Source organism: Streptomyces sp. NPDC052496 (assembly GCF_040679095.1).
Lineage (GTDB): Bacteria > Actinomycetota > Actinomycetes > Streptomycetales > Streptomycetaceae > Streptomyces.
Map to the genome: position 1 here is coordinate 1 of NZ_JBFAUH010000014.1, position 13,228 is coordinate 13,228.

The 13,228-nt window shown below is 71.0% G+C and carries 9 protein-coding genes and 1 pseudogene; 3 read left to right on the forward strand and 7 right to left on the reverse strand.

Annotated elements, in window-relative coordinates; translation table 11 throughout:
• Positions 1-67 precede the first annotated feature (67 nt).
• A complete protein-coding gene (locus AB0L45_RS19340; RefSeq protein WP_365841830.1) occupies positions 68-1,417 on the forward strand; it encodes a phosphomannomutase/phosphoglucomutase in 1,350 nt (449 codons plus the stop codon).
• A 1,402-nt stretch (positions 1,418-2,819) separates the two neighbouring features.
• Positions 2,820-3,842 carry a glycoside hydrolase family 6 protein gene (locus AB0L45_RS19345; RefSeq protein ID WP_365841396.1) on the forward strand — a complete coding sequence of 341 codons (1,023 nt, stop codon included), beginning with the start codon at positions 2,820-2,822 and terminating at the stop codon, positions 3,840-3,842.
• A gap of 12 nt (positions 3,843-3,854) precedes the next feature.
• On the opposite strand, the gene AB0L45_RS19350 is transcribed toward AB0L45_RS19345, so the two are convergent.
• The 6 genes and pseudogenes from AB0L45_RS19350 to AB0L45_RS19375 all read right to left on the reverse strand — a co-directional run bounded on the left by AB0L45_RS19350 (position 3,855) and on the right by AB0L45_RS19375 (position 10,848).
• The gene (locus AB0L45_RS19350; RefSeq protein ID WP_365841398.1) at positions 3,855-5,780 is read right to left on the reverse strand and encodes a galactose oxidase early set domain-containing protein; all 1,926 of its coding nucleotides are present in this window, start codon (positions 5,778-5,780) and stop codon (positions 3,855-3,857) included.
• Positions 5,781-5,807: 27 nt separating this feature from the next.
• Complete coding sequence (locus AB0L45_RS19355) at positions 5,808-7,760, reverse strand: cellulose synthase catalytic subunit (RefSeq protein WP_365841400.1); 1,953 nt, start codon at positions 7,758-7,760, stop codon at positions 5,808-5,810.
• Positions 7,761-8,078: 318 nt separating this feature from the next.
• Positions 8,079-8,378 (reverse strand): hypothetical protein, encoded by a 300-nt coding sequence (locus AB0L45_RS19360; protein ID WP_365841402.1) that lies wholly within the window; start codon positions 8,376-8,378, stop codon positions 8,079-8,081.
• Positions 8,375-8,695 (reverse strand): pilin, encoded by a 321-nt coding sequence (locus tag AB0L45_RS19365; RefSeq protein WP_365841404.1) that lies wholly within the window; start codon positions 8,693-8,695, stop codon positions 8,375-8,377. The genes AB0L45_RS19360 and AB0L45_RS19365 overlap by 4 nt, the downstream gene beginning before the upstream one ends.
• A gap of 469 nt (positions 8,696-9,164) precedes the next feature.
• Positions 9,165-9,710, reverse strand: a complete 546-nt coding sequence (locus AB0L45_RS19370; protein WP_365841406.1) for a hypothetical protein — start codon at positions 9,708-9,710, stop codon at positions 9,165-9,167.
• 640 nt (positions 9,711-10,350) lie between these two features.
• Positions 10,351-10,848, reverse strand: a pseudogene (locus tag AB0L45_RS19375) (hypothetical protein).
• A gap of 548 nt (positions 10,849-11,396) precedes the next feature.
• Here AB0L45_RS19375 and AB0L45_RS19380 point away from each other — a divergent pair.
• Entirely contained in the window at positions 11,397-12,164 is a 768-nt protein-coding gene (locus AB0L45_RS19380; protein ID WP_365841408.1) for a hypothetical protein, read from the forward strand.
• Positions 12,165-12,900: 736 nt separating this feature from the next.
• On the opposite strand, the gene AB0L45_RS19385 is transcribed toward AB0L45_RS19380, so the two are convergent.
• Positions 12,901-13,188, reverse strand: coding sequence for a hypothetical protein (locus AB0L45_RS19385; protein WP_365841410.1), 288 nt, complete (start codon positions 13,186-13,188; stop codon positions 12,901-12,903).
• Between the last annotated feature and the right edge of the window lie 40 nt (positions 13,189-13,228).

The window sequence follows — 13,228 nt, forward strand, 5'->3', positions numbered from 1 at the left end:
GTGGCGGCCGTACCGGTACGGCCGCCACGAACGCCCCGCTCCCATCGAACATCCCGAGAGACAGGTCATGCCCGACTACTCGCGCCTCGTGAAGGCCTACGACATCCGCGGCGAGGTCCCCGCGCAGCTGAACGCCGGCATCGCCGCCAAGGTCGGCGCGCTGTTCATCCGCCTCACCGGGGCGGACCGGATCGTCATCGCCCAGGACATGCGCGCCACCTCTCCGGCGCTGGCGCAGGCCTTCGCGGTCGGCGCCAACCAGGCCGGTGCGGACGTCATCGACGCGGGTCTCGGCTCCACCGACTACCTGTACTACTGCTCGGGCAGCCTGGACCTGCCCGGCGTAATGATCACCGCCAGCCACAACCCGGCGCAGGACAACGGCATCAAGCTCTGCCGGGCCGGCGCCGCGCCGATCGGCGAGGACACCGGACTGGCCCGCATCCGCACCTGGCTGGAGACCGACGACATCCCCGAGCCGGTGGCGACCCCGGGGACCACCACCCGCCGTGACCTGCTCGCCGAGTACGCGGCCCACCTGAACTCCCTCGTCGACGTCAGCGGCATCCGCCGCCTGAAGGTCGCCGTCGACGCGGGCAACGGCATGGCCGGACACACCGTCCCCGCCGTGTTCGACGGCCTGCCGCTCGACCTGGTGCCGATGTACTTCGAGCTGGACGGCACCTTCCCGAACCACGAGGCCAACCCTCTGGAGCCCGCGAACCTCCGCGATCTCCAGGCCATGGTCGAGCAGACCGGCGCGGACATCGGCCTGGCCTTCGACGGGGACGCCGACCGGTGCTTCTTCATCGACGAGACCGGACAGGCCGTTCCGCCCTCGGCGATCGTCGGCCTGGTCGCGGCCCGCGAACTGGCCAAGGCCCCCGGTTCGGCCGTCATCCACAACGTCATCACCTCCGCGGCCGCCGTCGAGATCATCCGTGAGCACGGCGGCACTCCCGTCCGCTCCCGCGTCGGCCACTCGTTCATGAAGGCGCTCATGGCCGAGCACGACGCGGTGTTCGGCGGCGAACACTCCGGGCACTACTACTTCCGCGACTTCTGGCGGGCGGACACCGGCATGCTCACCGCCCTGCACGTCCTGGCGGCCCTCGGCGAACAGGACCGCCCGCTGTCCGAACTGGTCGCCGACTACTCCCGCTACGCCGCCTCCGGCGAAATCAACTCCGAGGTCACCGACATCCCCGGCACCCTCGACCAGGTCGAGGCCGCCTACCGCGCCCTCGGCGACGCCACCGCCGACCGCCTCGACGGCCTCACCGTCACCTTCACCGACGGCCGCTGGTTCAACCTCCGCCCGTCCAACACCGAACCGCTGCTCCGCCTCAACGTCGAAGGACCGACCACCGCGTCCATGACGACCCTGCGCGACGAGGTCCTCGGCCTCGTCCGCTGACCCACGGTCCCGCTGCTGTTCGGCCGGCCCCGGCCGAACAGCCCGACGCGCGTACGGTGCCCCTCCCGGGCTCTTCTGGGAGGGGCACCGTCATATCCCCCTGTCCGCCCGTCTCGTCCGCATCCAGGCTCAGGGGTGCAGGCTGCCGCCGCCTGCGGTCCCGGCCAGAGAGGCGAAAGCGCCAGGTGGGCCGGTCGATGCTGGGACACACCACCGCCGGTACCCGTCCCCCGCAGCCCTCGTCCGCCCCCTGCTCGACACCCTCACCTCCCCGGACACCTCCCGTCCCGGGCCCGAGCCCAAGCACCCTGATCACGCCCTCGCCCCGGGCCCCGACCCGGCCCTGTCCCAGGCAGCCTCCACCTTGCTCAAGGCGGGCCGGCAGCAGACGAGCTATACCTGGGGCATCCAGTGGACGCCGCCCCTCAGCGACGGCGCGGGCCTCCGCTTCGCCGCCCGCACCACCCGGACTGCCGGCAGCCTGCCGGGCTGGACCACCTCGGCTGACGCGGGGATGGTCAGGTGCCCGGCGGCGATGTCGCTTAGACGACGGTGTGCAGGGCGCATGGGGCGGCCGGGCGGACATCCAGCAGGTCGCGTGGGTGCCGCGGTGTCAGGCCGCCACCTTCTCCAGCAGGTGCCGGGCGAGGGCGGGCAGCGCCTCACCCGACGGGGCGGTGCACACCGGGTCTCCGTCCTGCGGCCACTCCAGCGGGTACGTCTACGGTCGCCACGAAGCCACGAAGCCCGACGGCGGGGTGGGGCAGGTCAAGCGCGAGGGACGGGGCAGCTCCTGGCGCCGTTTCTGACCGGGGCTGCCGAGTTCGATATCCGAGTTCGGTACCCGAGTTCGGTATCCGAGTTCGGTGTCCGAGTTCGGTATCCGAGTTCGGTATCCGGGTGCGCGTCGGGAACGCGGCCGGTGAACACGTCGTCGGCCGGATACCGGACCGGGGCGTGGCGCGGGCCCGTCCGGCCCGCTACCGCGACCGGGCGCCGGACGCGCAGCTCGTGGTCCGCGTGCTCCAGCTACCCGGTACGGGTAGGGAAGCCGACGCTGCAGAGGGTCTCCTGCCGGTCTCCTGCCGGTCCCCTGCCGGTCTTCGGCGCGGGCTGCGGGGCAGCGCGATGCCCGTCGCCGTCACCGGGATCTGCCCGTACCCGATGACGGCTTCCGCGACTGGTCCGTGCCTTCGGATGCGTAGGAAACGGCGTCGGCCGGAGCACCGGGTGCGGGATGGCACCCATCCTGCAGCGGTTTCGCGCGGCCGGCTCGTCCTCGTGGGCCCGGCCGTTCGGTCTAGGCGGGACTGCCGTGTGCGGCGGCCTCCGCGAGGGTGTGTCTGAAAGGTCCGGAGGCCGACAGGGCGAGGGCGTACCCGGATGGCGGAAAGGCAGGGACATGGCCAGGTGGAGCAGGAAGCAGCGCCGGGGGCCGGGCCGGGTCGCGGTCCGGTTGCTGACCGTCCTGGTGTTGCTGACGTGCGTCGGGTGGACCGGTGGGCCCGGACTGCCGTCGGCACCCTGGCAGGGCGGCCTGTGGGTCGATCCGGACAGCTCCGCGCACCGGGCGCTGGAGGAGCACTCGGGTGGTGACGAGGAGGAGCGGGCCGTACTGCGCCGGCTCGCCGGGCAGCCGACCGCCGTCTGGCTGACGCAGAGTGACCCGCTGCCGAGGGCGCGGGAGGTCACCGTCGCGGCGGAGACCGTCGGGCGGGTGCCGGTGCTGGTGGCGTACCACATCCCGGGCCGGGACTGCGGCCAGTACTCCGCCGGCGGTGCCTCGGACGCGGCCGGGTACCGCCAGTGGGTCGCCCGCCTGGCCGCGGGCCTGGAAGACCGGCGGGCCATCGTGATCCTGGAGCCCGATGCCGTGGCGCAGGCCCTGTCCGGCTGTCCGCGTACGGAGCTGCGGCAGCGCTTGCTCGCCGAGGCGGTGCGCACGCTCAAGCGCCGGCCCGGGGCGCGGGTCTATCTGGATGCGGGCAACCCCGGGTGGGTCCGCGACACGGGGCGACTGGCTGCCGCTCTGTCCGCCGCGGGCGGGGTGCGGGCCGACGGGTTTTCCCTCAACGTCGCCAGCTTCCACACCACGGAGGCCACCCTCGCGTACGGCGAACAGATTTCCGAGACGCTGGGCGGGACGCACTTCGTGATCGACACCAGCCGTAACGGCAACGGTCCACCTCCCGCGGAGCCCGGTGCGAAGCCGGCCGGCGGTGAGGAGTGGTGCAACCCGCCGGGACGGGCGCTGGGACGTCTGCCCACCGCCGCCACCGGGCATCCCCGGCTGGACGCGTATCTGTGGATCAAGGTTCCGGGCGAGTCGGACGGCACCTGCCGGGGCGGGCCGCCCGCGGGCCGGTGGTGGACGGCCTACGCCGTGGGACTGGCGCGGGCCGTGCAGGGACAGGAGCGGCGGTAGCCCGTACGGCTCTCACGTCACCTGCACCCACCGGGCTGGTGACGGGGTGCCGCGGGCGTCGGTGACGGTGAGCATGTACCAGCCGCGCGGCACCAGGCCGGGGGACCGGGGTACCGTCACGCGCAGCCGGTTGCCGTGCTGGGCGATGTCCAGGGCGATGGAGCGCTGTTCGATGTCGGTGGTGTGCGTGACCGCGCTGGGACGCATCAGTCGGGCCCCGCGCACGGCGCCGGCCGCCTCCAGCGTGAAGGTGGCCTCGGCGCCGCGCGCGAGGCGGGACGGTCCGCTCAGCACACGGGGCCGGGAAGCGCGGTAGAGGTAGGGCGGGGAGTAGACCTCGATACGTTGTTCGAAGGCGCCGTCCTGGGTGTTGGCCTCGTCGGCGAAGAGAGGGTCGGAGCCGAAGGTGGCGATCCGGCCGTCGGGCAGCAGCAAGGCCCCGGCGTGGTAGTTGCGGCCCACACTGGGCTCGGCGGCAGGGCGGAAGACGTCGTGTGCCGGGTCGTAGAACTGGGCCACCAGATGGTCGCTGGTGCCCTTGCCGCGGTAGTCGCCCGATCCACCGGTGGTGAAGACGCGGTCGTCGGGGGTGAGGACCGCGTTCAGGTAGCGGGTGCCGCGGCCCAGGTCGGGGCCGCGCCGGTAGCGGGGTGCGGGCCGCGTCAGGTCGGCGATGGCGGTACGCCCGGTGGACCGGGGCGACTCGCCGACGCCGCCTCCGCCCAGGATCATGACCCGCTGCCGCTGCGCGGGTGGCAGCAGCACCGAGGCGGAGGTCTCGGCCAGGTCGGCCTCGTCCAGTCCGGGCACGGGCCGGAAGGTGTTGGTGCGTACGTTCCACAAGCCCGGCAGGCGGCCGCGGTCGGCGGAGCCGTAGCCGGAGCTGGAACCGGAGTAGAACAGCTCGCCGTCGGCCGTCAGGAACAGGGCCGGATAGGTGGGGAAGTAGCGGGTGGGCCCGGTCGACCAGGTGCGGGTGGCGGGGCGGTAGATCTCGTTCCTGCCGGGGATGATCTGGCCCATGTCGTCCAGGCCGGAGGCGGCGAGCACCGTGCCGTCCGCCAAGGGGGCCAGGCTCGGATACCAGCGGGCTTCGGACATGGGGGCGGTCGGCAGGTAGCGCTCGGTGACCGGATCGAATTCGTAGGTTTCCCGGATGCCTTGGAAGTCTTTCTTGTCCAGGGCGAGTTTGCTGGCCGTGCCGTAGTGGTTGCGGGCGTCGGCGCCGCTGAGCCCGTCGATGGTGTACCGGGCCGCGGTCTGCGTGGCGCCCTCGGGGCCGGGGTGGTCGGCTTCCACGTACACCCGGGCCCGGCTGGCGGTGACCCGCACCCGCCGGCCTCCGTCGAGGACGACTTTTTGCGCCCGGGGCACCAGGACGGCGCTCTGGGAGCGGTAGGTCTTGCCGGCCGGTGAGCGGAAGACGGAGCCTTTGGGCAGCGTTTTCGGGGCGTCGGGGTACTCATTGCTGACGATCATGGTGCCGCCGGCGCGGTGGACGTCGCCTTCGAGCTTCTCGTAACGGGCGGTGCCCCCGGCCACCAGCAGCCGTCCGCCGGGCAGCTGGGCGTGCCCGCCGCAGAACAGGTCCTTGGGTGTGGGGACCTCGGTGAAGGTGTTGCGGGCCGGGTTCCACAGCACGCTGCGGAAGGTGCCGGCGGCGAACTGCTTCTCGTCGTTGCCGGAACCCGCGATCAGCAGCACTTTGCCGGTGTGCAGCAGCGCGGCGTGAATGGCGTTGATGCGCCACCGCTCGGGCACCTCCACGGTCTCCCAGCGTCCGTGGCCGGCCAGGTACTCCGGTCGGCTGATCGTGTACTGGTGGTAGGCACGGGAGACGATGCCGTGGACGGCCGGGGCGTTCAGACCCGCCAGGGTCAGCAGGGCAGCCGCCCCGATGGCCGATTTGCGGGTACGGGCGCTGGGGCGGTACGGCACGAAGGTCCCTTTCTCGGCTGCACGGACCTACGACACGGAGGGCAGGCCCGCGCCGGTGGTGACGGGGTGGCTCGGGGCGGTGGTGATGGGGTGGCCCGCGCCGGTGGTGACGGGGTGGCTCGGGTCGGCGGTGACGAGGTGCCCCGGGGCGGCGGTGACGAGGCGCCCCGGGCCTTGCACGGCCGTTAGCCGGGCGGCGCGGGCGGGCCGGGCGCGCCGGCTCCAGCACCACAGCGCCGGCGGGACCAAGGCGATGACCAGGGCCATCAGGGCCCAGACACACATGGCGACCTGCGTGTGGCCGAGCAGCGGAGCGGCCAGCAGACAGCCGGCGAACAGGGCGGCCCACGCCAGATGGGTGGTGAAGGTGCGCCAGGTGTCGGGGCTCGCGGTCTCCCCCTTGGCGGTGACCACGAACCCGGCCTTACGGCGTAGCGCCGCCGCGACCAGTGATCGCGCGTACAGGGGAGCGGACAGTGCCGAGAGCGCCATGCCGGCCGCGCCGGAGGAGCCCTGGGGCTCGTGCGGACTGACGTTGTGCCGCCGGTTCCACAGGTACAGGCCGATCTGCAAGGCGGCCGCGTCGCTGTAGAGCATCAGCCACACCTGCGACTCGATGTGGATGCCCGAGGCGCCCAGCCCCAGGAACAGCAGGCAGGACAGGCCCCCCAGCATCCAGTTGACGGCCGTCAGCGGGTAGTAGGCGATCATGAGGGCGTAATTGAGGATCCGCCCCGGCGGGAGGCTGAAGACGGCCCGCGGGAACTGGCGGCCCAGGGTCTCGTAGGTACCCCGACTCCAGCGCAGCTGCTGGTTGAAGAAGTCGCTCCAGGCCGCTGGCCCCTCACCGACCGCCAGAACGTCCGGGGTGTACACCGAACGCCAACGACGCCCCGTGGCCGGGTTGCGGTGCCGGTGTATCTCCATTCCGGTGGCCATGTCCTCGGTTATCGAGTCGTACAGGCCACCGACCTGCTTGAGCGCGCTGATACGTACGCAATTGTTGGTGCCGACGAACATCGGGGCCCGGTAAGCGTTGCCCGCCCGCTGGATCAGGGCGTGGAAAAGGAACTGCTGGCTCTCGCAGGCACGGGCGAGCGCGCTGTCGCAGTTGCCGTAGACCTGGGGCCCGACGACGAAAGCGACGTCCGGATCACGGAAGTACCCGAGCATGCGTTCCAGGAACTCGGGCAGCGGCACATGATCGGTGTCGACGCCCGCCATGAACTCGTAGGCATGACCGTGCTGGTCCAGCCAGGCGTTGTAATTGCCGTGCTTGGTGCGGGCGCGGAATGGCCCCGACGGCTGGTTCCAGTTGCTGACGTTCTTCCGGGAAAAGTGCCGCACACCCAGCTCACGGCACAGCTGCCGCGCCTCGCGCGAGTTCCCCTCGTCCAGCAGCCACACGTCCACCCGCCCCTTGTGGCGTACCGCCCGCGCTCCCCGCAGCGTGGCCCGTACCATGGCCAGAGGCTCTTTTCCGGGTACGAAGCTGGTCAACAGGGCCACCCGGCTGCCAGGACGGGGCGTTACCGGGACCGGGTCGCGGGCCATCAACGTGGCATGGGCGTTGGACGCCACGTTGACCAGCCGGAAGGTCTCCAGCAGCCCCAAGGATATGAGCATGACCAGGTCGGCGCCGCGCTCCCAGGCGCTCACGCCCGGACGGTGCACCCAGTGCTGCGGCTGCATCAACCACACGAGGAGCCCCAAAGAGACCAGCGGCGCGCCGGCCAGCAGCAGCGCGGTACCGATCCGATGCCGCCCCGAACCCAGCAGACTGCGGTAGCGCACCCGGTAGGCGGCTCCATCCGCACCGGGCTCCGGGACGGTCAGCGGACCGGCCAATCGGCTGAAGCGCGGGTAGTCGTACGGTCCCTCCGCGGATCCGTCCAGCCCCGGTGGGGCCGTGGCCGGGGTCGGAAGGGCTGGGCGGCGACGCCGTGCGCGGCGCCGGGAGCTGTGTCGTGTCGTGGGCATGGGACGGCCCCCACATGCTCGCTCTGCCGCCTCACGGCAGATAGATAGGACAATAAGGAAAAAAGTTAACAAGAGTTCGTGCGGGGGGCCTCTCGGAAACCGCCATGACCCCGTCAAGGCGGAGCGCCGGAGTGCCTCATACGGCTTACTCCAGCAGGGGGCTGTACCGGGCGACGAGGAACGCCCTGACACACCGGGACGCGCCGCTGACCGTCTCCGCTCTGCCCGCAGGCACCCCGGGGCCGCCCTGACGCGGCGCCTGGTGGCCCGCAGGCGGACGAAGGCAGCGCTTCCCCGCCGGTGTCTTGTCGCGCAACGTCACGGCTGCCGGATCAGACGCTCCTGGCGAAGTTGCCGTTGCGGGACGCCCCTGGCCGGTTGCGGCCCGCCGGTCCACGACAGCCGTCCTCCGCGCCGTCCCCGGCACCTGCGTGAAAGAGCACGGGGTACGAACCTCCCTACCCGCACCTGCGCGAACGCGTCGCCGACCCGGCCAGTGAGCCGCATCCGCAGAAGATCGAGCAGCGGGTTGAGGGCCTGGTCGACCACGGTACGGAAGAACCGTTCCAGCACGGTGGTCAGGGACTGCAGGATCAAGTTGGTGAGCCAGCCCATCACGCCCCCACGATGCCTTTGAGAACATGCACCACGATCGGCGCCAGTGCGGCCAGCGCATAGCCCAGACCGGCGTGCCGGAAGGCCGACTTGGCCTTCGCCACTTCTCCGGGGTCTCCGCCGGCCAGCAGGTAGCGCACCCCGCCCACGGTCAGGAACACGGTGGCCAGCCCGGCCAGGATGCCCATCAGCCAGGTACGGAGGTTGGTCAGCACCTGGCCCACCGTGGCCAGCGCCAGCACCCACCACCCCTGCTCTGCGGCCGCGCCGCCGCCACCAGGACCGCCACCGCCGTCACCGCTCCCACGACCGGCCACCACGGCCGGCGCGGCAGCGCGCGGCCGCGGTGCGCGCGACCGGCCCCTCCGCGCCGCCGAGGCGACGGGTACGGCCGGGAACCTGGTGCCATGGCCTCCTCCAGAAGTAGCGGCGGGCGGGCCTGAGAAGCCCCTCACCCCCAAAGGCCGAAAAACACCGCCGATTTATGCAGGGGCAGCGAAGATTTTCCGGAATTGCCACCGCCGCCGTAACGCACGGGGCGGTGCGCGGCACCTACGACGCGCCCCGGCACCGGCCTCGTACCGGCCCTTGCGGCCGGCGGCGGGGGCCCGTCCCGCAGGTAAGCGACCAGTCGGTGTTCGGCCCGGCGCCGCCGCGCATACACGCCCTGTGCCGAGGAACCGTGCTCCCGCGCCCAGAGAAGGACCGGCGTGCGCTCCAGCCGGGTCGTCCCGATCAACTCGGCCTCGGCGGGGGTGAGCACCGCAGCGCCCACCGCCCGGGCCAGCATCAGGTCCGGATGGCCCCATCCCGGGCGGGCGGTGCCGGGCCGAAGCGCGGCGCCACCGGCACCGGCGCGTCCAGCGCCTCGGTCAGGGCGGCGAACCCGGCCCGCCGCGCCGCCCACACCAGCCGCAGCAGCACGTGGGCCCGGCCGAGGTCGACGGTGGCCAGCCCGGCGAAGAACCCGGCCAGCACTTCCGCCTCCGCGTCCTGTACGTCACCGGGGTAGCGTGCCGCCACCCAGACCGTCACCCGGACCAGGGCCGGCAGCGCCATGCCCGCGCACCCCACCGTCCAGCATCCGCCCTCAACCCGGGCCCGGGCCACCAGATGTGCCCACACCGCATCGCGCACCGCCGGCGGGCACTCCGGCCGCAGCAGCAGGCCCCGCAGTTCGCCTGGCCCCAGCATCCGGTCGGGCAGGTGGGCGAAGGCAGCTCCGTTCACCGCCGACGGGCCGGTCTCGCCCGCCAGGCGGGCGAACTCCTCACGTATCAGATCGAGCGGCAGACGCCGGTACCGCACAGCGCGCACACCTCGGACTGCGGCCATGGGAAGCCTCCTTCGGCACAGGCAGCAGAACGGCCCCAGCACATGCCATCGACGCCAAGAAACCGCCAACAGACACCTAAAGGACGCTGAGGCAGCCCTGCGCCGCTGCTTAACCGGGGTTTAACGACCCAGGTTGAACGACTATTCGCTGCGCAGCTTCAGCCCGCGGCGCACACGACAGCATCCACGGACTTTCTCCACCGCCCCGCGAGACAGCGTCGCCCTGCGGAGCTGGGTCGTGCTGCGGCGGATGCTCCTGTTCCCCTGGTGGGGGTGCGCTGCCTCGCGCGGGCACCGGGTGTGCGCCCGCGCGCCGCCGGTACCTGCGTCCGGTGTACGTGGCGGTGGTGCGGGAGCAACCCCGCGTGCGCGGGGACCATGCCACCGCCGACCACGCCGCGCACCGCGCCGCCCGCGGCCTGCTGCGCCGGATGGGAACAGCCCCGCATGCGCGGGGACCGCTATAGGCCGCGGACTGGACGAGCCAACCGCACTGGGTCGCGCCCTCGCGCTCCGCCGCGCGGAAGGCGGGGGCATCGGCGGCGGTCAGAGTGGACCGTCGTGGCCCGTCTGCCGAGGGGCCGTTCGGCCCGGCCGGAGGGTTACTCGGCGCTGGTCACGCCGTCGCTGGACCGGGCCGTCAGCAAGGCGCGGGATAGTCCGGTACACAGGTCTGGGCGTCTCGCGGCGGGCGGCGGTAGCCGGTGGACGGCGGTCGTGGCGGCAGGGTGAGCTTCGGTTCCTGTATCTCGTGATACGCGAGGGTGGAGAGCAGGTGGGCGATCATGTTGATCCGGGCCCGCCGCTTGTCGTCGCTCTCGACGACGTCTCACCGGCGGTCGGCAGTCGCTCCACGTACCGCTGGAAGTACCACTCTGCCCCCGCTCCCGCCCGACGGCGCGGGCAGCCCGACGATCCGCGCGACCCGCGGATTCAGGTGCTCGGCGACGCGCTTGATCACACCACCTTTGCCGGCCGCGTCCCGCCCCTCGAAGACGACCACGAGCCGGGCGCCCTCGGCGCGCACCCACTCCTGAACCTTGACCAGCTCGGTCTGCAGATGCAGCAGCTCGCGCTCGTAGGCAGCCTTGCCCAGGGGACCTGCGCCCTGCGTGGGCACTGGAACCGGCCGTGCCATGGCCTCGCCCTTGTGCTTCTTGCCCACTGCCCGAGTGGCCTTCTTCCGTCGCTCACGAACGAGGGTCTTCCTGGAGAGGCGTGGAAGGCTCTCAAGCCGTCTCCAGGAAGATCCCCCTCCTTCTCCGGTGTGGCTCATTGTTGAACGGCAAGAATCAGTTCAGCGGCGCAGTAAAGAGTTCGGCATATAGTTCAGCGGCGCAGCGAACTGTTCAGCGTCCGGTCGTGGGCCTTGCTGTGCGTCCGCTGCTTGAATCAACGGGCCTTCGATGGGGCAGGGAATCAGGCGCCGTGTGACGGCAGGCGTTTCACAGGGCCAGGGTCAGGTGAATTCATCAGGCGGTGGTTGTGGGGATGGTCCAAGGGCGCAGCCTGATCCGCTGTGGTCCGGCCGGTGGGGGTTTGGGCTCGCGCCAGTCGGCAACGAACCATCGAACGCGAGCCCGTCCCGCCGGGCAGCCTGGAGTCGCCACTTCGGTTTCTCGCCCGTCGGGGCCAGGCTCGATTAATCCCGGCCTGCTACGGGGCAGGTCGGGCTATCGTCGCTGCATGGCCCGATCTTGCGTGTTCTGTGGTGGTACGCCGGTCACCAACGAGCATGTCTATCCTCAGTGGCTGGCCGAGGCATTCCCCGGCGAGATGCGGACCGGCCGAGCCATCATGGGCTCCTACTCTGACCGAGGCAGCCTGCGACGCCACACCGGGCGGATGTTCACGGCGCAGGTCAAGGCGGTATGCGCAGCCTGTAACAGCGGCTGGATGAGTGCCCTCGAAGGACGAGCCAGGCCCTACCTGCTGCCGATGATCAAAGGTGAGATCGTAGAGGTGCCGTCCGAGGCACAACAGATCCTGGCCACCTGGACTCTCAAGACCGCCCTGATGTGCCAGGTCATGCTTCCGCAGGCGCAGCCGAACCTGCCGGCTGAGCTGTTCACGGACCTCTATCGGGACCGCCAGCCGGCCGAGGAGATGAAGGTGTTCTGCGGTTACATGATGCCGCCGCAGTATCTCAACGGACCGAGCCCCCTGGAGAACCGCTCCGTTCCTCGCACGATTCGCCACCGCAGGGCAGATGGGCAGGTGTACGAGGTCTGGGCCACGGTGGCGACCATACGGATCGGCTACGCAGTGGTTCAACTGGTGAGCGCAGGTCCGAAAGGACTGCGGTATGAACTCGGGTTCGAAGGTTCCTGCGTGCAACCTTTGTGGCCCGTGCGGGAGACGTTCTCCTGGCCTCCTCGCGCTCTGAAGACGCTCAGCGAGTTCGACGCCTTCGCCGACCCGCTCGGGCAGGTGAGCCCAACGCCGCCCGAGTAGTGAGCCAGCGTGCTCAGTTGATCTCCGAAATCGTGGGCCCGGCCTTGATGCCGTAGCGCTGGGAGAAGCGGATGAACTCCTGGCCGCGGAAACCGTCGAAGCGCACATACGGCGCCCGGGGATCGGCGATGCCCTTGGCCGCCGCCTCGAACAGCCTCCCGCCCGCGTCCAGCGTCTGCTTGAACGCCCCGTCATCCCCTCCAGGGCCGTACCGATGACACCGCCGCCGGGGTGCACCACCGTGGCGGTCAGCATGTCGAACGCCTTGGCCTCTCCCCGCGGGGCCAGCGGCTCCAGGCGCCACGCCTGGGTCTGCGGTCCGGTGTCGGTGGGCGGCTCGGCCTGCACCGTCGGCGTGCCCGCCGCCAGCCCGTCCCCGCGCAGGGCGGCGCCCTTCCGCGGAGCCATTCGGGGAACCGCTGGCCCTCTGTGTGCCCCGCGGACCAGGAAAGCCGCTCGACGGCACCGCTACACCCCGCACGTCATGGCTGTCTCCACAGTCCCGGCGCAGCTCAATGCCTGCAGTGAGCACGAGAACCGCGTCACCACCCTCCGAGGCTTCCATCTGCCCAAGATCACGTACTGGCGGCTTTTGGGCTTCCCTCGGCACCGTCTGGTTCCAGCCGACGCCGGATGGCACGGAGGCGGTGGTCGCGGTCAGTGGTGCAGCGATCGCCGCGGCACCGGCGGTGACTCCATCATCGAGCGTGAAGGGCCGTCGCAGGCGATGGAAAGCCTACTGACGGGCCCGGCGATTCATCCACACTATGATGGCTGCCCACAGAACGGTGACAACGATGATGATCAAGGCGGCCGTTGCGGTTCCCTGATACACGCTCCAGGCCTTGTGCCGTAGATCGGCGGCTATGGCTTCGCCAGGCGTGTTGTTATCGCTTTCGTGATGCCCGCTTTGCATGTGGTCATAGGCGAGCACCCAGCACACACCGCGCACAAGGGCGGTGAGGAGCAGTAAGGCCAGGCATGTTGAGAACGCGAGCCACAGGCGCTTGGGGCTGTTTGTCAATGCATGTTCCTTACGGTGTAGGTGGGTTGGTTCCGGTCAC